The 23,988-nt window shown below is 43.3% G+C and carries 20 protein-coding genes and 1 other annotated feature; of the genes, 3 read left to right on the forward strand and 17 right to left on the reverse strand.

Going from position 1 to position 23,988, the window contains the following annotated elements; translation table 11 throughout:
• Positions 1-68 precede the first annotated feature (68 nt).
• The 3 genes from O3620_RS10255 to O3620_RS10265 form a co-directional block, all read right to left on the reverse strand.
• Positions 69-926 (reverse strand): GNAT family N-acetyltransferase, encoded by an 858-nt coding sequence (locus O3620_RS10255; RefSeq protein ID WP_371601702.1) that lies wholly within the window; start codon positions 924-926, stop codon positions 69-71.
• 123 nt (positions 927-1,049) lie between these two features.
• Entirely contained in the window at positions 1,050-3,011 is a 1,962-nt protein-coding gene (locus tag O3620_RS10260) for a peptide ABC transporter substrate-binding protein (RefSeq protein ID WP_371601703.1), read from the reverse strand.
• A gap of 285 nt (positions 3,012-3,296) precedes the next feature.
• On the reverse strand, positions 3,297-6,095 hold the full coding sequence (locus O3620_RS10265; RefSeq protein ID WP_371601704.1) for a glycoside hydrolase family 3 N-terminal domain-containing protein: 2,799 nt from the start codon (positions 6,093-6,095) through the stop codon (positions 3,297-3,299).
• Positions 6,096-6,331: 236 nt separating this feature from the next.
• Here O3620_RS10265 and O3620_RS10270 point away from each other — a divergent pair, with 236 nt between their 5' ends.
• Positions 6,332-7,072, forward strand: coding sequence for a hypothetical protein (locus O3620_RS10270; protein WP_314449634.1), 741 nt, complete (start codon positions 6,332-6,334; stop codon positions 7,070-7,072).
• A gap of 94 nt (positions 7,073-7,166) precedes the next feature.
• Here O3620_RS10270 and O3620_RS10275 read toward each other — a convergent pair whose 3' ends face one another.
• From O3620_RS10275 to O3620_RS10320, 10 genes are all read right to left on the reverse strand, one after another.
• Positions 7,167-8,519, reverse strand: a complete 1,353-nt coding sequence (locus O3620_RS10275) for a vWA domain-containing protein (protein ID WP_002912339.1) — start codon at positions 8,517-8,519, stop codon at positions 7,167-7,169.
• Positions 8,520-8,770: 251 nt separating this feature from the next.
• Positions 8,771-9,064: a 50S ribosomal protein L27 gene (gene rpmA / locus O3620_RS10280; RefSeq protein ID WP_002895619.1), complete on the reverse strand. Its 294-nt coding sequence runs from the start codon at positions 9,062-9,064 to the stop codon at positions 8,771-8,773.
• Positions 9,065-9,081: 17 nt separating this feature from the next.
• Positions 9,082-9,426, reverse strand: coding sequence for a ribosomal-processing cysteine protease Prp (locus tag O3620_RS10285; RefSeq protein WP_002900460.1), 345 nt, complete (start codon positions 9,424-9,426; stop codon positions 9,082-9,084).
• Positions 9,427-9,441: 15 nt separating this feature from the next.
• Complete coding sequence (rplU, locus tag O3620_RS10290; protein ID WP_002912338.1) at positions 9,442-9,756, reverse strand: 50S ribosomal protein L21; 315 nt, start codon at positions 9,754-9,756, stop codon at positions 9,442-9,444.
• A gap of 34 nt (positions 9,757-9,790) precedes the next feature.
• Positions 9,791-9,970, reverse strand: a sequence feature (ribosomal protein L21 leader region).
• Between the two features lie 170 nt (positions 9,971-10,140).
• The gene (locus tag O3620_RS10295; protein ID WP_049539803.1) at positions 10,141-10,662 is read right to left on the reverse strand and encodes an isoprenylcysteine carboxylmethyltransferase family protein; all 522 of its coding nucleotides are present in this window, start codon (positions 10,660-10,662) and stop codon (positions 10,141-10,143) included.
• Between the two features lie 21 nt (positions 10,663-10,683).
• Complete coding sequence (gene thiI, locus O3620_RS10300; protein WP_371601705.1) at positions 10,684-11,898, reverse strand: tRNA uracil 4-sulfurtransferase ThiI; 1,215 nt, start codon at positions 11,896-11,898, stop codon at positions 10,684-10,686.
• 3 nt (positions 11,899-11,901) lie between these two features.
• Positions 11,902-13,044 (reverse strand): cysteine desulfurase family protein, encoded by a 1,143-nt coding sequence (locus O3620_RS10305; RefSeq protein ID WP_371601706.1) that lies wholly within the window; start codon positions 13,042-13,044, stop codon positions 11,902-11,904.
• 100 nt (positions 13,045-13,144) lie between these two features.
• Positions 13,145-15,055 carry a fructose-1,6-bisphosphatase gene (locus tag O3620_RS10310; RefSeq protein ID WP_371601707.1) on the reverse strand — a complete coding sequence of 637 codons (1,911 nt, stop codon included), beginning with the start codon at positions 15,053-15,055 and terminating at the stop codon, positions 13,145-13,147.
• 41 nt (positions 15,056-15,096) lie between these two features.
• Positions 15,097-15,915: a pyruvate, water dikinase regulatory protein gene (locus tag O3620_RS10315; protein WP_004187109.1), complete on the reverse strand. Its 819-nt coding sequence runs from the start codon at positions 15,913-15,915 to the stop codon at positions 15,097-15,099.
• Positions 15,916-15,920: 5 nt separating this feature from the next.
• A complete protein-coding gene (locus O3620_RS10320) occupies positions 15,921-16,550 on the reverse strand; it encodes a CBS domain-containing protein (protein WP_002915339.1) in 630 nt (209 codons plus the stop codon).
• Positions 16,551-16,794: 244 nt separating this feature from the next.
• Between O3620_RS10320 and ppdK the strand changes: the two genes are divergently transcribed.
• Entirely contained in the window at positions 16,795-19,416 is a 2,622-nt protein-coding gene (ppdK, locus tag O3620_RS10325) for a pyruvate, phosphate dikinase (RefSeq protein ID WP_371601708.1), read from the forward strand.
• 184 nt (positions 19,417-19,600) lie between these two features.
• Positions 19,601-20,017, forward strand: coding sequence for a DUF6556 family protein (locus O3620_RS10330; RefSeq protein ID WP_002919114.1), 417 nt, complete (start codon positions 19,601-19,603; stop codon positions 20,015-20,017).
• Positions 20,018-20,088: 71 nt separating this feature from the next.
• Here the strand turns inward: O3620_RS10330 and O3620_RS10335 are convergent, their stop codons facing one another.
• From O3620_RS10335 to O3620_RS10350, 4 genes are read right to left on the reverse strand one after another with little or no spacing between them, the layout of a single operon-like run.
• Positions 20,089-21,159, reverse strand: a complete 1,071-nt coding sequence (locus O3620_RS10335) for an ABC transporter substrate-binding protein (RefSeq protein WP_002919116.1) — start codon at positions 21,157-21,159, stop codon at positions 20,089-20,091.
• A complete protein-coding gene (locus tag O3620_RS10340; RefSeq protein ID WP_002900472.1) occupies positions 21,156-21,929 on the reverse strand; it encodes an ABC transporter permease in 774 nt (257 codons plus the stop codon). The genes O3620_RS10335 and O3620_RS10340 overlap by 4 nt, the downstream gene beginning before the upstream one ends.
• The gene (locus O3620_RS10345; protein WP_002895634.1) at positions 21,926-22,732 is read right to left on the reverse strand and encodes an ABC transporter permease; all 807 of its coding nucleotides are present in this window, start codon (positions 22,730-22,732) and stop codon (positions 21,926-21,928) included. Before O3620_RS10345 ends, O3620_RS10340 begins: the two co-directional genes overlap by 4 nt.
• Complete coding sequence (locus O3620_RS10350; RefSeq protein ID WP_002919117.1) at positions 22,713-23,870, reverse strand: ABC transporter ATP-binding protein; 1,158 nt, start codon at positions 23,868-23,870, stop codon at positions 22,713-22,715. Before O3620_RS10350 ends, O3620_RS10345 begins: the two co-directional genes overlap by 20 nt.
• Positions 23,871-23,988 lie beyond the last annotated feature (118 nt).

The following is a 23,988-nucleotide window of genomic DNA, read 5'->3' on the forward strand; positions in this document are numbered from 1 at the left end:
ACAAAAGAAACCAGCTGTAAGAAGCCAGTTTCTCTTTTTAAGTTAATGAGCAATCTGAGACAAATTTGCTATTTTTCTTTTAGATAGACAACCTCTGTCATCTCTTTGAAGCCTAGCTTTTTATAGAGTTTCAAAGCTCGAGTATTCTGCTTTTCTACGACAATCTGAAACTCCTGTCCATTGAGCTCATTCAAATCCTGCATACTTGCAAGCAAGAGATAGCTTCCTAGCCCCTGCCCCTGAAAGTCTTGATCAACCGCCAAGCCAAAGAAATAATTGGTACCAAAATCCGTATCAACCGACACAGAAGCCACAACCCGACCATCTTTCTTCAAGATGTAAAGCAAACTGGAGCCACTGCTAACGGCTTCTCTGGCGTATTTCAAAGCAACATCTAGTGGTGTCTCAAAGACTTGTGACTGAAAGGCTGCAATCTCTTCAGCCAAGTCCAAACTCCCCTGCAAAACCTCAATCCCTTCTCTTTCTTCTAGAGGAAAAGCTTGAGCAGGCTGTGCCAGCCAGATTTCCGCTTCATCCTCTTGGTAATCAAATCTCCTAGCAAAGTCAGGTTGATCGTTCAAAAAAGCTAGCTCCGCTACATACTCAATCTCGGTCAATTCATACTTATCCGCTACTTTTGCAAAAGCAGCCAGAAGCTGATTAGCCACACCCTGACGGCGATACGATGGCAGAACACAGAGAGAAACCTCAGCTTGGCCAGGTTCATCTGCGTAGACTGATAAAAAACCGATGGTTCGACCACCCATCTCAGCCACGAAAAAGGCTGGCATTTCAGGATCTGTATTATAATTATTATCCAGATAGGGCAGCCGATAGCCTCCATCCACCTTATTACACTCTTGAACTAATTCAAACAAAACCTGCTTTTCTTTCTCAGGCAATGCACTATAAATTCTTATTTGCATCCGTCTCACTTCCTTCCAGTATTTCTTTCTATTCTACCACGAATCTACCACGAATAGCCAGACCAAGCCATTCAAAAAGGGGCTGGAAAAATCCAGCCCCAATGTCGCTAAGTTAATCATTTTTTATTTTTCAACGTGGTCAGCAAGTTCTTCCTGGGCTTTTTTATTTGCCGCAGTAGCTTCTTCTTTCCATTTTTTCTTAGCTGCTTCGTATTCTTTGGTCGTTACAACATCCTTCTGAAGTTGGGTCAGCTTGAAGTTGTAACTTGAACCTTTGACACCAACTGGTGAGTAGGCCTTTGTAAATGGCACTGATTTAGTAACAGACGGTGTTGCCCCTTGTGAAACAGTCGGGATAATCAAGCCACTATCTAGCAACCAAGCTTCCGCTTCTGCATACTTTTCGTAACGCAACTGCACATCGTTGGTTTCAGCATTGGCTTCTTCCAGCATCTTGGTATAAGTATCCAAGCCTAGCTCTTTAATCTTATCATTGTCTTGACCTGGTTCAAATCCAAAGTTTTGCAAGCTTCCGCCGTTCTTGATATTGAGAGTATCAAGATAAGTAGATGGATCTTGGTAGTCACCAGTCCAGCCACCAGTAGACATATCATAGTCTTTCTGAGCAGCAGAGTTAGCAAAATAGGTGATATTATTAAGATCGTCTGTGCTCATCTTTTGCAGGTCAATGACGACATTTTCCGCTCCAAGAGCTGATTCGATAGACTGCTTGGTTGAGCTAGCCCATTGAACGCCAATTGTACTAGACTGATCCACTGGCATATCTAAGTGAATCGGGAATTCAACTCCTTTAGCCTGCAAGGCTTGCTTAGCTTCTGCAAATTTCGCCTTAGCTTTTTCAGGATTGTAGTAAGGATCTTGAGCGTCAGAAAGATCAATTCCTTGCCATTGGCTACCATAGTTGACTAATTTTTCCCCAACAACGGTTCCAAAGTCCTTGTCGCCAATTTGAACAAAAGTAGGCGGCACTAAGGTGTTTCTCAAGACCTTAGTCGCTCCGTCTTCACCATTTCCTTGCGCACCATAAGATGTACGGTCAAAGGCAAAGTTAATAGCCTGACGGAAGTCCTTGTTCATGATTGCTTCGTTAGTAGCAGATTTTTGAGCGTCTGTTGTTTTAGAAGTATGATTGTAAGACTGACGGTTGTAGTTGAAATTATAGTAATAAGAAGTAGAATCCTGCGGGCTGTATACGATATTGTCCGCATATTTCTTCTTGACTGAAGCAAAGCCAGAGCTATTCGGATAGAGACGAGCCGTGCTGTAAACGCCATCGCTGAAGTTGCGAATCAGCGCTTCCTGATCATTTCCATCATAGTAGGTCAGTTTGATACTATCCAGAGTAACATTGTCTTTGTCATAGTAGTTTTGGTTCTTGACAAATTCCATCACAGACTTGGAAGTCAGAGACTTAAGCAAGTAAGGACCATTGTAGAGGATGCTAGATGGCTTGACTGAGCCAAAATTGCTTCCTTCTGCTTTCAGAAACTCTTCATTGACTGGAAAAAGAATCGTGCTGGTCGTTTTAGAGTTCCAATATGGCTCAGGGCGAGCCAGAGTGTATTGCAGAGTATGGTCGTCAATAGCCTTGACACCAACATTGTCAAAATTCTTATCTTCACCCTTGATATAAGCATCCAAGCCCTTCACAGAGTCCTGAACGAGATAAATAGCTTCAGAATTTTCATCCGCTGCATACTTCAAGCCAGTCACAAAGTCCTGAGCTTTTACTTCTGCATATTCTTCACCATCGGATGTGTACCATTTAGCATCATCACGCAGCTTATAAGTATAGGTCAGACCGTCCTTAGAAACTGTCCATGACTTCGCGATAGAGGGAACCAGATTTCCGTACTCGTCATTTTCAAAAAGTCCATCGACCAGGTTGGAAATGACATCATTTGTCGTTGCACGGTTTGTAGCAAGATAGTTCAAGCTGTCAGGGTCTGAACTATAAACGTAAGTATAATTATTTGTGCTAGATGAAGACTGGCTACAAGCCGTAAGCAATAGCCCGGCACTCAGTGCAACTCCAGTCGCAATCAGCCATTTAGATGCTTTCATGGATAGAACCTCCTTTGATGTTACATTTTATAACATGAACTATTATACCAAAAAGCGTATAAAAAGTAAATAGTAAACTGATGACAGACGAGTAAAATATTCAAGCCTACGTATTTTTAGAAAACTCGCAAAGCTCTCTGCTGCAGCATTCCTACAAATCTCCAAATAAAAAAGGAAGAATCCGCTTTTACTGCAAAGTTACTTTGGATTCTTCCTTTTTGTTATTTTATCAAGAATAAGTAAAACTGTGAGCTCTTCAACACTGCTCGCTCGTTCTTTTATTGCTTATAGTCTGCGAGAGGACAAGTCATACAGATAGACAGCCCCAAACAAGAACAAGGCACCCAACAAGACTAAGAACAAACTGCTGCTATCTCCTGTTTTAGGAAGCTGGCTAGCCTGTGTAGCCTGCTGACTTAGTTGCTGACGAGAACTTACAGGTTCAACAGAACGCAAACTCAGCTGCGGAGGATTTTGTTGACCTGGAACCATGCTCTGCCTAGCTGCAGTAATCTGAATAAGCTCCTTATAATAACCTTCTCCCATGCTGAATTCTCTATCTTGACTGTCAATCAAGGTCAGAGAAAGTACCGGACTGAACTGACCCTCTACTAAACCTTTCAAGCTGATCTCAACCGGATTGGTATCGTTGGCTTTTTTAGAAATCAGAACAGTATCACCAGAGATGGTATAATCTGGACTTGGCATGATGCTGAAGTGCTGAGTATCCATCTTAAGGGCAAGACGGTAGTCATTTTTTTCTAAACCGTTTAGTCCACTCAGGGTAACAGTAGCTGTAAAAGGCTGATCTAGCTGAGCAGATGCAGGGACATTCACTTTGATATCCTTAACTGGATCGGTATAAAAGAGACCATGCCCAATCGGATAGGCAACCTCTGTCTCAGACATGATACCATCCTTGATACTCGGCACATTTACCGGTAACTTCCCAACATGATTTTGACCATTGAAAATGACTTCCACACCAGCTGGGATATTAGGGCCGAAGGCACTGTCCGGCTTCAGAGACTCGGTTGGATCCATTCCCTTGTTTCCATAAACTGCTACAATAGCCTTGGCATTAGGATAATTCGCTACATCATAAGGTTTAGAAATGCTCATGATAGCTGCTTGTTTTCCAGTTGCGTTTGCATAGTCCACGACTTCTGTCGGAACTCTTGTCAGCCAGAAATCGCTGGCTAGTTGAGATTGACGTCCAATTTCAGAGATTAAGACAAGGTGTGTCGCTTGGTCAATCTTCCCTTTCAAATCTTCTAACTTGGTTGTTTTGCTGTAGTTTAGTGCTTCATATGTGACACCTGCTGGAATCACTCCGTCTGCTATCAGACGCTTGACACCCAGCTCTAGTCCAGGTACTTCATCGTCATAAGCCGCTAGCATCAAAATTCTGTCGCCAGATTTGACCTTAAAGGGCAGAACAGTATCACCGTTTTTAACTACGGTCACTGCACTAGCAGCGATTTTTTGTTCAGTATCTCTGTTTAACTCTGAGCCAACAGTTGCTTCAGCCTTAGCTTGGGTACGCTCAGATAGGTCAAAATCTAAAATACCCCGTTTTTCTTTTAGGTTCAAGATGCGGGTCACAGACTCATCCAATCTGCTGACTGGAATATCACCTCTCTGAACCGCCTGTTCAATATCGTTGATAATCTTATCAATCTTGGCTAAATCACTCTTGCTACGTAAGACGGTTGGCATCAGAACTACATCCACACCTGATTTGATAGCCATGATAGCCGCTTCAGATTCTCCGAAGTTTTTGGCAATCGCATCCATCCCCATAGCATCAGATACCACCACTCCCTTGTAGCCAAATTTCTTGCGAACAATGCCGGTAATAATGTCATCAGACAAGGTGGCAGGGATATAGATGGTTTCCCCAGTTTGTTTAGATATAACCGTGTCTTTTTCAATCTGAGGATATTGAATATGAGCAGTCATCAGCATATCAGCATTTTTGTCAATGGCAGCCTTGAAGGGCAGCAGCTCCAGCGCTTCTAATTCAGCATAGGACTTATCCACCAGAGGCAGGCCAGTGTGAGAATCCACCGCCGTATCACCATGCCCAGGGAAATGCTTAGCCGCTACTGCGACATTGTATTTCTGAATCCCCTCCATCATAGCCGTTCCCAAACGGGCAACCACCTTAGGATCTGAAGAGAAGGAACGCAAACCAATAACGGGATTCTGTGGATTATTATTTGTATCAAAAACAGGAGCAAAGTTGACATTCAAACCTAGAGCTGATAGCTCCCGTCCGATGATTTGACCTGCTTGATTAGCCAATTCCGGATCACGCGTCGCGCCAACTGCCATGTTGCCGGGAAGAGCTGTCCCGCTGCCCAAACGATAGACAATACCACCTTCTTGGTCAATAGCGAGCAAGAGCGGCAACTTACCATTATTAGCTTGGTTACCGATAGCTGCTTGCTGCAGGGCTTGCGTCAAGGCCAAGGTTTGAGCAGTTCCTTTCACATTCTCAGCAAAAAGAATAACTCCGCCAAAGTCGTATTTATCAACCGCTTCTGCAACCTCTTTATTAAGCTCCGTCATATCGGACTGGGCAGCTTGGCCCTCTTGCTGCCATTTTCTGAAGTCTGGCATCAGCATCTGGGTAATTTTCTGATGAAGCGTCATATCTGCCACAAGCTCCTGTACTCTCTTAGAAGCTGGTGGCGCATCAGTCGCCGCTTGACCTTGCGCCTGATTGGCATCTGAGGAAACTTCTGCAGACTGAGCGGTCGCTGGTTTGGCAGAATCTTCTACCAAATTACCAGTATTGGCTTCTTGGGTTGAAGCAGCCGTTTCAGTAGCTGCAACTTCCGAAGCATCAGAGACTGGCAAGGCTTTTGCGGCAATTTGACTATCCTGACTTGTCGTGCCACTAGCCCCTGCAACACTATCAGAAGAGTCCGTTACAACTGCTGCACTTGCTTGTTCAGACTGGTTAGCAGATTCTGGCGGCTGATTAACCGAATCTGCTTTTATGGCTCCCAATGGCCAAAAAACTAGTAATGATAAGGCAAGCGCCAATAGCAATTTATACCTTTTCATCATAGGCATTCTCCTTTCATCCCTATAATAATAGCACAAAAAACGATGTTTGTAAACGTTTACATATTATCTAATGATTGTTTGTTTTTATCACCAATTAGTAATACAATCTCTATAAAAATGAAATAGTATTACAATATTATAGAAATGTTACAGAGGTATAATTTTATAGAAATAACATAACCTAACTGTTAAAAACAAGATTCTTTTATCTTGTGCTAACAGTTGCATAGAAAGGATTTGCTATGAGACAAGAAAAGAACACCAAAGCAATGTTCAACAGCCGCTACTGGCTGGGGCTTTCCCTCGCTTCTGCTGCAACTTTGGCCGCTGCTTTGATTTCCACCGGAACAGTTCGAGCGGAGAACAAGTCAATCCCTGACTGGGCTTCTAGACGTGAAGTTGGTATTTACGATCCTAGTGTACCAGACATTGAGGACGACCCTACTATCTTTGATGATCCAGGACCTATCAAGGTTCCGGAAGCACCTAAGAATGATTATCCTAGCGTTATTGATGAAGAAACTGGTGAAAGGATTAGAAATAGAATCGTTCTTTACAAGGGTAAATACTATGCACTTGATCCTATTAGATCTATATACGAAGTTCGGGATGATCCAGGAGAACAAATTCCGACGAATCTAAAAAACTCCTTCTATACTAGCCCAACAGGTAAAGTCTATTATTTTGACGAAAAAGGACGAAGGGTCATCAATCTTTACAGTGTAGACGGCAAGCAATACTTCTTTGATTCTTACGGAGAAATGGTCAAAAACAGATTTGTTAGTTACTCTGAATATACTTATTACTTTGGAGAAGATGGGACACCTTATAAAAACGGACTTTATAAGATTGGCAAGTACTATTATTACTTTACCGAGTATGGCGATCTTTTGAGGCAAGGTTCTTTCGACTACAAAGGAAAGACCTATTATACTAATTGGCATGGCGTTGTCAATATAAAAGACGAAGAAGTTACACCATAATGAAAAATACCAGAAATGAGGACGTATGTCTTCGTTTCTGGTGTTTGTTTTATTCAAAACCCCTCTAATGGGAAATTCATTTTTTAGCAGATGGTTATTGTTCTTCTGATTTTCTTACACTAATACCTAGCCCCAAGCCAGCCAGAAGCAAACCAAGCCCCACAACACTATAGACTGCCTTTTCGCTACTTCCTGTTTTAGGAAGAGTCTGTTCAGATTTGGCCAAAAGTGTTGGTGCCTGAACATGGTAGACGGTAGATATAGGCATTGTAGTACGACGCTCAAGATAGAATTGATAACTATCTTTTATAATTTTATAGTAACGAGCTTCATTGACACTTTCAACAATCCATGAAGTGGTTCCCTTTGTCAGAGCATCAGCCAAGTTATTTTCGATATCAAGCACTCTGCCTTCTGTTGCAAAATTTTTGTAAATTCCCTCAATCGCTTTTACTGTCGCTACGGTTCTTTCTATACCAGCAGCTTTTAGAGCAGCAAGTGTATCAGCAACCGTTGGAATTGAAGGGTCTTCTTTCATTTCAGCATCTGTCAATAAAACGACGAATTTCTTATTTTTAGATGACTTAGACCAATCATAGGTCGAAATAATCTGGTTCAGGGCAGGAGTTGGTGTTTCTGGAGTATCTCCTCCACTCGCTATACGAATCGCAGCTAACGCTTTTTCGAGCTCAGCCGGATCAGTTGTAAAATAAGATGACCCAAACCGTGTTAGAACCGTATCTTCATCTTTGCTGCCAGAATTACGGCCGTAAACTTCATCACTAAATGTTGCCAAGCCAAAACGTGCTGTAATCCCCTCTTTAGTAATATTTCGCACAAATTCATTAATATTTGCACGAACAATATCAATTGTGCCACCCATGGATCCTGAACGGTCGACAACAAAGACAATATCAGCTGAACCAGCTTTTGTCACAGTTGGTGGCGTTGAGGTGTAGGTGATGGTTGTAGTCTTATCTACTCGCTCATACTGCGTATAGGGATTCCCATTTTCATCTGTGCCAGATAAAGTATTTTCAGTACGTCTAGTTATTGGCTCTGGCGCCTTATCAACCTTTGCCGGAGCCACTTCTGTCTTTGTAACATCAACGGTTGCCGTTTCTACACGGACTGTTTGATTGCCTTCTTGACTTTCTTTGACATCAACAGGCGATACATTTTTTGAGACATCAATCAAATCTCCTGGTTTCGCTGCAGATTCTTCAACAACAGGTTTCGTCGTATCAGCAGCAATTTCAGCACCAGCAGCTTCAATCGGAGAGCTTACTGCTTCAGTTTTTGCTATACCGCTTGAAGATGGTGTCCCAACCTGGTCTGCAAAAACATGCGAAGCTTGTGAAAAGGCAAATAGAAGAGTTGCTGATGCTAATCCAACTTTCAATTTGTACAATGAAAAGCCTGGAAGTTTAAATGATTCTTTTTCCATAATTTCTCCTTATCTTTTTAGATTTAGAAACATGATTGCATCTATTTTATATAGAATAACATAAAAAAATAGGAACTGCAAGCGATTTCAAATATTTATTAGTCTAAAAATTAAAATTTTAGAATATTATCAGAGTTTGTATGCTAAAATTGATGAGCATCATCATGAATCATTAAACAAATGCTTTATCGTGCCGTCTCTAATAAGAAATCCCCATGCTCAATTATCCGAGCATGGGGATTTCTTATTAATTATTTAGCGATTGGGTAAACAGAAACTTGTTTCTTATCGCGTCCTTTGCGTTCAAAGCGTACTACACCTTCAACTTTTGCGAACAAAGTATCGTCTCCGCCACGTCCAACGTTGACACCTGCATGGATGTGAGTGCCGCGTTGACGGTAAAGGATAGAGCCGCCTGTTACGGTTTGACCGTCAGCTGCTTTAGCTCCCAGACGTTTCGCTTGTGAATCACGTCCGTTAGATGTAGAACCTCCACCTTTTTTGTGGGCGAATAGTTGCAAGTTAGCAAGATTCATTTTTAACATAATGTTTTTCCTCCGTGTTAGTTTTCTGTGATAACTCTGGTTTGGACGAACTCAGATGAGTCCTCCGATAAGTTTGCCATTCCTAGGAAAAATGATTCAAAGAAAAGCTGAGTCATTTCTCTTTGGTGCGACGGTATATCCTGAGGAATTTCAACCTTCAGATAACCGCCTTCTATTTCGTTTAATTCTAAGTTTGGTTCGTAGCCTGCGAATTTCTCAACTGAATTGACAAAATTAATGGCGAGCGTCGAAACAGACGCACACACGACATCAAAGCCGTATTCACCACTCGCGGCGTGACCTGTGATTTCTGCACGCCTCAGTTCGCCATCTTCGGCTCTTTCAAAGACTGCTTGTATCATTTAATCTCCTTAAAATTAAGCGTTGATAGCGTTGATGACAACTTTTGTATATGGTTGACGGTGACCTTGTTTACGATGGCTGCCTTTTTTAGGTTTGTACTTGAAAGTAACAACCTTCTTTTGCTTGCCTTGTTTTTCAACAGTTCCGACAACAGAAGCTCCAGCAACAAGCGGAGTTCCTACAACAGTGTTTTCACCACCAACAAGAACAACTTCGTCAAAAGTAACGTCTTGACCAGCTTCAGCGTTCAACTTTTCAACGTAGATTGCTTGACCAACTTCAACTTTAACTTGTTTTCCGCCAGTTTTAATGATTGCGTATGTGCTCATTATGCACCTCCTATGATTTTTTGGGGTTTCCCCGAATTTTGTGAAGACTCGCCTAGCATCGTGGGACGAACCACTTAAGAGAAGAGCTCTAAGTATAACAAAGAATAAACTAGGAATTGAGCCGAAGGCATAACTTGTGTTAGGCAAGGCGACAATGACGAAGTTTAAATTTGTTATACGACGAGCAACGATGTTCGTGCGGTTGCACAGGAATGTGCATAGTCAACTCTATAAGTATAGCACTTCTACAGCTCTTTAGCAAGCTTTTTCATCTTATGAAAACGGATTTTCAAGGATTATCTTCAGATTTTGTCCGCTGATGCACAAAGAATACTTCTGGTATCCGCTAACCGCCTTGTTAAATAATGATTGGATAAAAAATATCTAAATATAACGCCGAACCTTATCTTGATAGTCTTGATAAGACTTTCCGAATTTTTCAAGACACCAGCGCTCCTCAGATAGGATAATCCAGTGGGCCGCAGTCTGAAAAATCACTAAAATCAGAAAGAAAATCATTGACTTAGTCAAAAAAGCTATTCCCAAAAAACAAACAAAGTAAGCTACATACATGGGATTACGGGAATAGCGATAAAGACCCTTTGTATTCATGCCGTTTGCATCTGGTCTAGCGAAATCCCTCATACTGATAGCACACAAAGCCAAACCAAGCAGGTAGATAGCCACTCCAGCATAAAAGAAAACAGAAAAATCAAACTTAATTTCAAGCAAAAAAGGAGTTATGAACAAGGCTAGATTGCTCAATTGATAAATCATATAAGCTATCTTTTCTTTTCCTTGAACTGGTGCAAAATAAGCCGCGCGAGACAAAGCGTTTTTGCCGAAATGACTCAATAAAGGAAAACGAATCAGCAAAAAAGGAATTAAGAGAAAAACAGCAAGCATAAACGTCACCTTCTCTCGCTTTTACAAGAGCCCCTCAATCAGCTCATCAACTTCATCAGCCTCTGCTTGCGGTCTGATTTCTGTAATCATGATGCCTGCAACGGCACGCTCTACCAAGCCTTCAACATCTAAACGAGCTTCGTACTGCTCTGCATTCTTGATTTTTGGATTGGTTTTAGGCCGGTCTGGAGCAAAAATGGTACAGCAGTCTTCAAATGGCTGGATAGAGATTTGGAAAGTATCGATTTTTTCAGCAATGTCAATGATTTCCAGCTTGTCCATGGTCACGACAGGACGTATAATCGGTGTATTGGTTACAGCGTTGATAGCCTGCATACTCTCAATCGTTTGACTTGCCACCTGACCAAGACTTTCTCCGTTGATAATGACTTGAGCGCTCCGCTCCTCTCGAATTCGGTCCGTAATACGCATCATAAAGCGACGAGTCAGTGTCATGAGGTAAGCTTCTGGAGCCTTGGCCTTGATTTCCTCCTGGATCTCTGTAAAAGGCACTTCGATAAACTGGATATTGCCGCCAAACTTGGTTAATTTCCGCGTTAAATCCTGAGCTTTTTTCAACGCACCCGGACTGGTATAAGGCGGACTGGCAAAGTGAACCGCCTCAATATCTACACCGCGCTTGAGAGCCAAATAGCCGGCTACTGGTGAGTCAATCCCGCCAGAAAGCATGAGCATACCCTTGCCTGAAGTTCCGACTGGCAGTCCCCCAGCACCACGAATCGTCTCATACGAGATATAGGCCGCTTCTTCACGAATTTCGACCCGCAGTTCAATATCTGGCGCTTTCATCTTGACCTGAACATTAGGAATGGCCTCAAAAACAGCATCACCAAGTGTCTGGTTAAGCTCGCGGCTATCCAATTCAAAGCTGTGGTCACTGCGCTTGCTGGTAATCTTAAAGGTCATGCCCTCTTGATAGACTTCCTTCATAATAGATTGGACAGCTTCGATTAGGGCTGGCACAGATTTTTCAATTTTGTAGGACGGCGAGAAATTCTGAATCCCAAAAATCTGCTTGAGCGACTCAGCGACCGGCTGATAGTCTGTTCCATGCAGATAGACATGGGTCCGGTCACGGTCAGCCTTGACATGGACCTTCGGATAGACTGACAAGACAGCCTGGATATTGCGTTTAAGTTTGTTGATAAAGCGCATACGGTTCTTCCCTTTGGTTGAGAGCTCGCCGTAGCGCACCATAATTTCTGAATATTGCATTGTTTACCTTACTTTTCTGGTTTTTTCGTAAATAATTTTAAAAGTTGTCAAAAACTGCTCTATCTGGCTCATATCGTTGTCAAGATCCAAACTGATACGGACAGCAGTTTGAGCGAGAGACTTTTCGATACCCATAGCGATTAGGGTTCCTGCTGGCTTTCCAACCTTAGAAGAGCAAGCGCTGGTCGTCGAGATATAAATCTCGTAGTCTTCAAATGCATGAACGACGACTTCACCCCGCACTCCCTTGATACCAAAGGTTAGTATATGGGGGGCGAAATCTTCCATGTCTGAGAAAATCACCACATCTGGATACTTCTGCAGTTCTTCAAGAAGAATCTTCTTCATCTGAGTCGTCCGCTGGGCAAATGCTTCTTGCTTTTCCATGGACAAACGCAGAGCCTTGGCTGTCGCTGCAATGCCAGCTAGATTTTCCGTTGTGGAGCGTTTGTCCGACTCCTGGCCGCCACCAGTCAAGAGAGGACTGATTTTCTTGCCAGACTTGATATAGACAAATCCTACGCCCCGCAGACCGTGAAATTTATGACTGGAAAATGTCGCAAAATCCACGCGATCCGTCAGATAAGCAGCTGTTGGAATCTTCGTAACAGCCTGTACAGCGTCCACATGAAAGGAAATAGTCGGCTTGTCTGCTAGTAGTTCGGATATTTTCTGAATGGGCTGAATACTGCCGATTTCATTATTGACAGCCATGATAGAGATCAGAGTGGTGTCTGGTCGAATCAACTCAGCCAGCTTGTCTACCTCAATAAAACCCGCCTTGTTCACTGGCGCAAAATCTATCTCAAATCCTTGACTCTGCAACCAGAGGGCTGATTCTTTAACCGCGGGATGCTCAATGTTGGATACGATGATGTGTTTGCCAAAGGGAACTTTTTCAAAAGCAACTCCTTTAAGCACCCAGTTGTCCCCTTCTGTTCCTCCAGACGTAAAAAAAATCTCCGATGAAGACTTGCCTAAAAGCTCTGCTATTTGCCTGCGTGAAGCTTCTAAGAGACGGGTTGCCTGACTGCCTAAACTGTGCAGACTGGATGGATTTCCCCAGATTTTAGAAGCTACTTCTGTGTAAGCGGCCAAAGCCTCAGGATAAGGCTTGGTTGTCGCTGAATTATCTAAATAAATCATGTTCTTTCCTCTAAATTTCAATACTCCTATTGTAACACGAAAGAGAAGCTGGAACAAGAAAGAAAAAGCCCTAAATTCTGTAAAAACTTAGGGCTAAATATCACCGGTCATAAAACTCATGCAGCAAGCTAAAGAGTTCCTGTTGTTGAGCTAACAAGCTCTGACCAATGGTAGTAGATTTGATAAGGGTTCGTTCCTCTACATTTTCAATCACCTTTTTCAGGGAGGTTTGAGCAAAAGGCGATTCAACGACTTTTTGAGCATTTTGGAAAGGCTGATGGGTCACCAACTGGAAACCATAGGAATTATTGAGCAGTGAATAGCCGGCCGTTCCAGTTTTCTTCTGATAGGCCTTGCAGAGACCACCATCAATGACAAAGAGCAAACCGCCACCACGGATAGGCGACTCTCCCTTGCCCGTCTTAACCGGAGTATGACCGTTGACCATCCTAGACTCTTGAGAAAAGAGGCCAAATTCTTCCAGAATCAGCTGACAGACTTTCTCAGAATTACGATAAGAAAAATAAGAATTTTCCACTTCCTTGTGGGTGTCCTTATCTTCAATGAAATAGCGCTCCAAGGTAGTCATCTTTTCTTTTCCAAACAAGGGCGACAGCTTACCTTTCCAGCAATACCAAATCAAATCAGTCGACAAATCATCCCCCACTTCCTTGTTCTTGGCCGACTGTCGAATATGATACTCAAAGAAATCCAGCAATTCCTTGCCTGCATAATGGGCTTGATTGAGAATGAAAGGCTGGAATTCTCCTGACGGCTCCAGAGGAATGCAGCCGTGAAAAAGCAAGTGATGGTTGTAAATCTTATACATAGAGCCCTTGTTCATCAGAAGACTCATATGCTCAGCCATCTTAAGAGAACTTTGGAATGAGGCCAGCATACTTTCTACAGCTTGATTTTCTTCTGGCGTCAAAGCTGACGGGTTTTCAGGATTGATAGTTTGGAAGCAGGTGTTAACCATGGGATGCTTGGTATCGTCAATCGTAACACTTTCTTCCCAATAATCAATCTTGTCCAGCATAACATGGTCCTGCATCTGGAATTCAGGCCGTCGTTTGATGAGTTGATTTTCCAGCTTGAACTGGATAATCGCTAAGGCTTGGTGAACCTTTTCCAGCTGCAGAATTTCCTCATCTGAAAACTCCTGCTCTCTAGCACCAAGAATAGGCCTAAACTTAGGATTAGACTGGTAAGTCTTGTCCGCAAAAAGGGTCAAGGAGCGCAGGTTTAAACCATAATCTTTCTCAATATCCCAGAGATAGCCATAGCGAGCTGCTATGCGCAGCACATTGAGTAAGCAAGCCTTAGAGCCAAAAAAGGCTCCCATCCAGATAATGTCGTGATTGCCCCACTGAATATCGAGCGAGTGAAAATGCTGCAGTTCATCCATGACCTGAGCGCTGCCAGCTCCTCGGTCAAAAATATCTCCAACCACATGCAGATGGTCAATCAACAACCGCCGGATACTTCGGGCCAAGCCTAGGATAAAGGGCGCCGCTTCTCTCAGCTCAATCACATAAGTCAGGATATTCTCATAATAGGACTTTTTATCAGCCAAAGCCCTGTCACTATAGAGGAGCTCCTCTATAATATAGGCATACTGGGGCGGCAAGGCCTTTCTAACCTTGGAGCGACTGTATTTGGCACCTGCAAAAGCCAGCAAGTTCAAGAGCTGGGGAATAGTTTCCTGATACCAGTCTTTGCCTTTAGTTTCTTCCCCCAGCACAAGCTCAGGATAGGAAACCAGCGCTGAGAGCCGGTCCTTATGAGCTTCTGACAAGCTGTCCCCAAAACAGTCCTTAATCTTCTCATTGAGGATACCTGCACAGCTTCTCAAAATATAGTCAAATGCAGCAAACTCACCGTGAATGTCACTGATATACAGCTCCGTCCCTTTGGGCAAGTTCAAAATTGCCTCTAGGTTGGTCAGCTCTGTAATGACTTTCTGGCGACTGTCAAATTCTTTCAGTAAAATACGCTTATATTGCTCCATCTTCAGCCCTCACTCTATAACCGCTTTCTCAATCTTCTCTCTTATCTCAATTTCTTTAAATGGTCTTCAATCAAGAAAGCTGTCTCCTCGATTGATTTGTCCGTGATATTGATGACATGTGCCCTATACTTTTTAAAGACTTCTTTTGAGTAGTCTAGTTCTTCGTATATCTTTTCCAGATCTGTGTAGCTGGTCGACTGGGTCAATCCCAGAGAATTCAAGCGATTGCTGCGTATCTTAGACAGTTTTTCTGGTTCGCATAAGAGGCCGATAATCCTCTCTGGATCAACCTTATCCAAGACCTGAGGAAGAGGAACTTCTGGAATCAAAGGCAGGTTGGAAACCTTGTAGCCTTTATTAGCCAGATAAATACTGAGTGGCGTTTTGGATGTACGAGAGACGCCCAAGAGCACCAAATCTGAATCTAAAAAACCTTGTGGCGCCTTGCCATCGTCGTATTTGACCGCAAACTCAATAGCGGAAATTTTATTAAAATACTCAGTGTCCAGCCGGTGCAAGGTACCCGGCACCTCTATAGGACTGGTGCCCGTCTTTTCTCTGATAATCTCAAAAAATGGATGCATCAAATCCAGATAAGCAAGGCCATTGGCCTGACTGAACTCTCTAGCTACAGCTGCTAGCTTGCCATCAACCAGAGTGCTAATAACAAGGGCATCGTCCTTGATGGCATCGCGCAGAATATCCAGCAATTCTTCTTCTTTGTTGATAAATGGAAAACGATAGCTGTTATTAAAAATAATATCTGGGTACTGGGCTGTCACTGCAGACAGCAACTTCTGCGAAGTCCCCCCCAAAGAATCTGAAATGCTGTAAACAATAATTTCTTTCTTCATGTTCATTCCTCTTATCTATTAACCTCAGCGCTTCTAGCCTCTTGAATAATATAATCCAGCAGAGCTGACTTGGTCACAGTTCCTAAAATTTTACGCTCATTATCCTCATCGACTACCGGGAGTGAATCAATCGCAAAATCCTGCAAAACTGCTGCCGCTTCCAAAATATTCATATCCTTGTAGCAAGTTTTAATATGGGGCATTCGGGTCATGCAGACCGCTACGGGTGTGCTGTCAATGTTAGTATTGAGCGAAGCCCGCAGCAAGTCTTTACGCGACAAAATCCCCAAGAGCAGCTTATGCTCATCAATGACATAGAGAACATCCGCATCATACATAAATAATGTAATAATGGCATCTTGAATAAAAGAATCATGAGATACCAAAACAGGCGAAGTCATAATCTCTGCCACTTCCTTTCGAAAGGTATCGAAAAAGAAAAGCGTCTCTAAATCTGAGCCCGAGTATGTGTAGCCAACTTTAGGCGTAGCCTTCAAAATCCCAACCAAGGTCAGAAAAGACAGGTCCGAGCGCAGGGTAGCCCGAGAAATATCTAGTAATTCAGAGATTTTCTCACCGCTGAGTGGCTGGTGTTCTTTTACAATTTCTACAATTTTCTTTTGCCGTTCGCTTAATTTCAAATAGGTCTGACTCCTTATTTCTTTATAATAGATGATTAGCCTGATTTCTCTTAAAAGTTGTTATTATTACTCATATTTCATTTTCAGACGTTTAAATAATCATCATTTTGTAACACATTATAACAAAAAAATAAAAATTGTCAATAAAATAGGATGCTTTTTTCGGTTGACAAATATATGTGATGTATATTACAATGTAGTTGTCCTACAATATGACACATATTTCATAATTTTGGAGGTAAATATGGCGAAATGGATTTACTCCTTCGAGGAAGGATGTGCAGATGACAAAGCTCTGCTTGGCGGAAAAGGAGCCAACCTAGCTGAAATGACCAATTTGGGACTGCCTGTCCCTCCAGGTTTTACTATTACCACAGAAAGCTGTATCGAATATTTAGAAAGTCCTTATTTCTTTGAATCTTCTTTAAAAGAAGATGTTTTGAAAACGGTTACTGAATTAGAAGAAAAAACAGGTAAATATTTCAGTGGCAACGACTCAGCCTTGCTCTTAGTGTCTGTTCGAAGCGGAGCCAAGTTTTCCATGCCGGGCATGATGGACACTATTCTCAATCTAGGTCTAAACGATTTAAGAACCCAGACTCTGGCTGAGCAGACTAATGCTGACTTTGCCTACAACTGCTACCGACGTCTGCTGCAAATGTTTGCTGATGTGGTTTATGGCATTTCCAAAGACGAGTTCGATGACCTCTTGGGCTATTTTGAAAAGAATGCTGGCAAACAGGCCAAGGATTTCACACTGGAAGAACATCAAGCGTTGATTGACCAGTACAAGCAGCTTTATCGTGAGCATCATCAAACCTTCCCGCAAAGCTCAAAAGAACAGCTCTATGCAGCTATCAAGGCCGTCTTCAAGTCTTGGAATAACCCTCGAGCTAAGGTTTACCGCAACTTGAATGATATTCCTCATGACTTGGGAACTGCGGTGAATGTCCAAGCCATGGTTTTCGGAAATAGCGACCAAGCCAGTGGTACAGGAGTTGTCTTTACGAGAAACCCTGCCAGCGGTGAGCATCAGCTATTTGGCGAATTTTTGCTCAATGCTCAAGGAGAGGATGTCGTAGCCGGTATTCGGACACCTGAGCCTATCGCTGCACTTGAGACAGCTCTCCCTCAGGCCTATGCAGCCTTCCAAGACTATGCTAAGATTCTCGAAAATCACTACAAGGACATGCAAGATATTGAATTTACCATTGAAAAGGGTAAACTCTATATTCTCCAAACTAGAAACGGTAAACGAACTGCCAAGGCATCTTTGAAAATCGCCTTAGATCTGGTAGACGAGGGCATTATCAGCAAAAAAGAAGCTCTCCAGCGCGTATCTCCTGCTACGATTAGCCAACTCATCCATCCTGTATTTGAAGAAAAAGCTCTGCAAGATGCTACTTTCTTGGCTCAAGGATTGCCAGCAAGCCCTGGTGCTGCAACTGGTGAGATTGTCTTTACAGCTGAGCGCGCCAAAGACTACCACTCCTTGGGTAAAAAGGTCATTTTAGTCCGTCAGGAAACTTCACCTGAAGACATTGAAGGTATGGTCGTCAGCCAGGCCATCGTAACCAGTCAGGGCGGTATGACCTCTCACGCAGCCGTCGTAGCCCGGGGAATGGGAACCTGCTGTGTGGCTGGCTGTGGAGAGCTGACCATCAGCGAGGAAAGCAAAACTGTTTCCTGCGGAAGTCTTGTTTTGACTGAGGGTGACGTCATTTCAGTAGATGGCAGCTCGGGGCGCATTTATAGCGGTGAGATTCCGACTGTCCTAATCGAAAATGACCAAGAACTCCAACGACTGCTTTCATGGGCAGACGAAGTCGCACAGCTCAAAGTCCGTGCCAACGCTGAGACCGTTCAGGATCTGAAAACAGCTATTAAGTTTGGGGCAAAGGGCATTGGTCTGGCTCGTACCGAACACATGTTCTTTGGTCAGGAACGGATTCTGGAAATGCGGCGCCTGATCCTGGCTGACAATGAATTAGAAACCAGATCCGCCCTCAAAAAACTGCTGGAATTCCAAGAAAATGACTTCTACCAAATGTTCCAAGCGGTTCAGGAAAAACCGATGATTATACGACTTTTGGATCCACCAATGCATGAATTCTTGCCTAAAGATTCTCAGGAAATCAAAGCATTGGCTGACAAACTCCACAAATCGCCAGAAAAACTGACTCGCCGCATTGAGCAACTGCAAGAAAGTAATCCTATGCTGGGTCACCGCGGCTGCCGTCTGGGGATTACGCAACCAGAGATTTACGAGATGCAGGTCGAAGCAGTCTTCAAGAGTGCTATCAAGCTGAGTCAAGAAGGATTGACTGTCAAGCCAGAAATCATGATTCCGCTGATTGCAGACAAGGCCGAGCTAGACTCTGTCAAATCCTTTCTCATCCAACATATCAACAAGCTCTTTAGGCATCAAGGTCTGGAGCCTTTCCCTTATGAAATTGGCACCATGATTGAACTTCCGCGTGCCTGTCTGGTTGCAGATCAGCTGGCTCAGGAAGCAGACTTCTTCAGCTTTGGTACTAACGACTTGACCCAGATGACCTACGGTTTCTCACGAGACGATATTGGAAAATTCATCGGCCATTATAAGGAGAAAGAAATCCTTCCTTTTGATCCTTTCCAAAGTATCGACCAAGCGGGTGTTGGTGAATTGATGCGGATAGCCATCAGTAAGGGTCGTCAAGTCAAGCCTGAACTTCCTATCGGCATCTGTGGCGAGGTCGGTGGTGATCCTACTTCCATCCCCTTCTTCCAAGAAATTTGTATCACCTACGTTTCCTGCTCTCCTTATCGGGTTCCAGCAGCTAGGCTGGCTGTCGCTCAAGCGGCACTCCAAGATGAGAAGGCGTAATTACTTTGCTATTCTAGCTCAAGAAGCTGCTCAATCTAAATTTGGGCAGCCTCTTTTCTTAAGAGCAATCTTCTGTGTGCGTTTTCATAAATAAAAATTTGATTTTTTAAAGACATTTTCAGATAAAAAACGTATAATGAGAGATAAGAAATCATTGAAATTTTAAAAGGAGATTCTTGCAAGCATGGAAAACTATTCTCGTAGTAATAAAAATAAGACAAAATCATCTAAAAAACCTACTAAACAGCATATTAAAACCGGCCTTTCAGCCTTCCAAAAGACTATTGCAACGGTTGCCAGTATCTTGTCTATCATCATTGCCAGCATCACGATCATGAATCTGACAGGCCAAAAGGATGAAAAATCAAAAACTGATACCAGCAGCTCTACTGCAACGACTACTATCATCAAGGAAATTGAAAAAGAAACAAGCAGCCCTGCTTCAACAACTGCAACTGATACCGCTGCTTCTAGCAGCGATACAGCAGCAGTTGAGACTAGTGCATCTAGCTCTGCGGCAGATACAGCAGCAGGCGACACTACCGCTTCTAGCCAGAGCCAAGACACGGCAACCAACACTCAGACAGAAGCTTCAAACTAAGCAAGCAGCAAACGCCCAGCTCATTGAGCCAGGCGTTTTTCTTGTATTCATCAAGCAACCTTGTTTGATGATCACTTACGATACATCTTGACTTGAAGATAGAGGTCGTTGTAGGTTCCCAACCATTTAGGGCCCAACTGCTCATAAACTTCCAGATGTTTCATCGTTTCCTCAGTCGGATAAAAAGCCTCATCTTCCTGAATTTCCTTAGGCAGCATGGCCTTGGCAGGAAGATTTGGTGTCGAATAGCCGACATAAAGGGCATTTTTATAAGCATTCTCCGGTCTCAGCATAAAGTTAATAAACTGATAGGCTGCTTTTTTATTTTTGACTGTTTTAGGAATGACAATATTGTCAAACCAAAGATTGCTGGCTTCTGTTGGCACGACATAGCGCAGGTCTTCATTGGCCTCCAGCATCTGACGGGCCTCACCAGAAAAGGTCACGCCGATAGCTGCATTGTTCTGAATCATGTATCCTTTCATCTCATCGGCCACAATGGCCTTGATGTTTGGCGTCAGGGTGTAGAGCTTATCAACAGCCTCCTGCAACTGATCTGCATCTTTGGAGTTTAGACTATGGCCATCCGAGTTCAGACCAAGTCCCATGACTTCACGAGCCCCATCAATCATCATGATGGAGTTTTTGTATTCAGGACGCCAGAGGTCATTCCAATGCTCTGGAGCTTTATCAACCATTTTTTCATTGTAGACAATACCCAGCGTTCCCCAAAAATAAGGAATCGAGTACTGATTTCCAGGATCAAAAGGCTGGTTTAAAAAATCAGATCCGATATTTTCCAAGCCTTTAATCTGGCTATGATCTAGCTTCTCCACCAAACCTTCCTTCATCATCTTGGCAATCATATATTCACTAGGAATGGCAATGTCATAGGTTGTGCCGCCTTGCTTCACTTTTGTATACATGGCTTCATTGGAGTCAAATGTATCGTACTGGATTTGGACACCAGTTTCCTTCGTAAACTCAGCCAAGAGCTCAGGATCGATATAGTCACCCCAGTTGTAAATAACTAACTTATCGCTTTCCTTACTCTGCGTTCGACTTTCAATCTGGTAACTGACACCCCACAAAACTAAGATAATCAGCAGAATCCCCGCTAAAAATGAATAGAGCTTTCTCATACAGTCTCCTCCTTCTCACGGGTGATAAAGTAATACCCAATTACCAAAGCAATGCTGAAGAGAAAGACCAAGGCTGACAGGGCATTGATTTCCAGAGAAATTCCCTGACGAGCGCGGGAGTATATCTCAACAGACAGAGTCGAGAAGCCATTGCCAGTAACGAAGAAGGTCACAGCAAAATCATCTAGCGAATAGGTAAAAGCCATGAAGTAGCCAGCGATGATGGCTGGAGTCAGATAAGGCAGCATGATTTCTTTCAGCATTTGCAATTGACTGGCGCCTAGGTCATAAGCAGCCTTAATCATATCATCATTCATTTCCTTCAAACGCGGAAGAATCATCAGCACCACAATCGGAATAGAAAAGGCCACATGGCTAGCCAGCACAGACAGGAAGCCCAGCTGGAATTTTGCAGTAGTAAAGAGAATCAGGAAACTGGCCCCAATCATGACATCCGGCGCTACCATAAGGATATTGTTGATAGACAGAAAGGCATCCTGATACTTCTTGCGAGCTTGATAGATATAGATGGCGCCAAAAGTCCCAATCAGCGTCGCTATCAATGAAGACAGGAAAGCCAGAAAGAAAGTCTGAACCAAAATCAGAATCAGCCTTGAATCCTCAAAGAGATTCTGAAAATGACTGAGACTGAAGCCTGTAAAGCGATTCATGTCTTCCCCTGCATTAAAAGCATAAGCAATCAGGTAAAAGATGGGAATGTAGAGCACCAAAAAGACAAAGGCCAGATAGAGATTTGCAATTTTTTTCATCGCCCTCTCCTTTCCTTGGTTGCCCACATGGTAAAGAGCATAGCAACAATCAGCACCACTCCGATAGTAGAGCCCATGCCCCAGTTCTGAGTGGTCAGGAAGTGCTGCTCAATGGCAGTTCCCAGAGTAATTACTCGATTACCACCGATTAAGCGGGTCAGCATGAAAAGGCTGAGACTAGGGATAAAGACTGACTGCACTCCACTTCTGACACCATTCAAGGACAAAGGGAAAACAACCCGACGGAAAGTCTCCCAGCGATTAGCTCCCAAGTCATAGCTGGCATTGATAAGATTTGGATCCAAATCATCCAGAACATTGAAAATGGGCAGAATCATGAAAGGCAGCTCAATGTAGCTGGCTACAAAGATAAATGAAAAGTCTGTAAAGAGAATCTGCTGCGGTCCTACTCCGATAAAAGTCAGAAATTGATTGATTGAGCCATTCTGACCAAAAATACCAATGAAAGCATAAGCTTTGAGCAGGAGATTGATCCAGGTCGGCAGGACAATCAGCATCAGCCAGAGCTGCTTGTGCTTGAGCTGAGTCAAAAAGAATGCAGTCGGATAGGAAATCAGCAGGGTTACAACAGTAATAATCCCTGCATAAAGGACCGAATTCAGACTCATTTTGAGATAGGTCCAGTTCTGCGATGTGAAGTAGGTCTGGTAGTTTTCCAGCGTAAACTGGCCTTCAATGTTAAAGAAGGATTTCCAGATAATCATGACAACAGGTGCCAAGACAAAAAGGAAAATCCAGAGCAGGTAAGGCAAGAGAAAAAGATTAGAGGTTGTTTTCTTCATCGCGTTCCTCCTCAATAGCATTGATCAGACCCGCTTCTTGCTCTTCTACTTCTACATATTCTTCGATACGGGCATCGAATTCTTCTTCTGTTTCATTGAGACGCATGATGTGGATATCCTCAGGCTCAAAATGCAGACCAATTTCTTCACCGACAATGGCCTTGCGAGTCGAGTGAATCATCCATTCATTGCCCAGTTCATCATAAGCAATAATCTCATAGTGAACGCCACGGAAAAGCTGTGTATCAACTTTAACCTGCAGCTTGCCTTCTTCTGGCAGGGTAATCCGCAAGTCCTCCGGCCGAATCACCACTTCAACAGATTCATTTGGACGCATCCCGCCATCCACTGCTTCAAAGCGCTTGCCGTTAAACTCAACCAGATAGTCTTCAATCATCTTACCTGGCAGAATATTGGACTCACCAATGAAGGTTGCAACAAAGTGGTTAATAGGCTCGTCATAAATATCGACAGGCGTTCCCGACTGAACAATTTCACCGTCATTCATAACGAAAATCCAGTCACTCATAGCCAGGGCTTCTTCTTGGTCATGTGTGACAAAGACAAAGGTAATACCCAGACGCTGCTGCAATTCCCGCAGCTCATACTGCATGTCCGTGCGCAGCTTCAAATCCAGAGCAGAGAGCGGCTCATCCAGCAAAACAACCCGCGGCTGATTAATGATTGCCCGCGCGATGGCTACACGCTGGCGCTGACCGCCCGACAATTTACGAATAGAACGGCGCTCAAAACCTTCCAGCTGAACCATTTTCAGCACTTCTGCAACCCGCTCTTGAATTTCTTTTTTATCAACCTTGCGCAGACGCAGCGGAAAGGCTACATTTTCAAAAACATTCATATGCGGAAACAGTGCATAGGACTGAAAAACCGTGTGGACGTCTCGTTTATTAGTGGGAATATCATTGATGCGGACGCCATCAAGAAAAATATCCCCGTCTGTCGCGTCCAAAAGACCGGCAATAATGTTCAGAATCGTTGATTTTCCAGAGCCGGAAGAGCCCAGCAAAGTATAGAATTTCCCTTCTTCCAGCTCGAAATTAATATCTTTCAGAACGATAGTATTATTATCTTCAAAAACTTTTGAAACGTTTTTAAACTCGATGATTGGTTTTTTCAATTGTCATAAATTCCTTCTTTCTCGTATTAACAGATTAAGGGTTCTGTCAGACCGCTGCTACCTCGTGAGGGCTGTAAAGGCCCTTTATAAATTCCGTGTCGATAGGCTTTCACCCCCT

This window comes from Streptococcus sp. 27098_8_134 (assembly GCF_041431675.1).
Classification (GTDB): Bacteria; Bacillota; Bacilli; order Lactobacillales; family Streptococcaceae; genus Streptococcus; species Streptococcus sanguinis_R.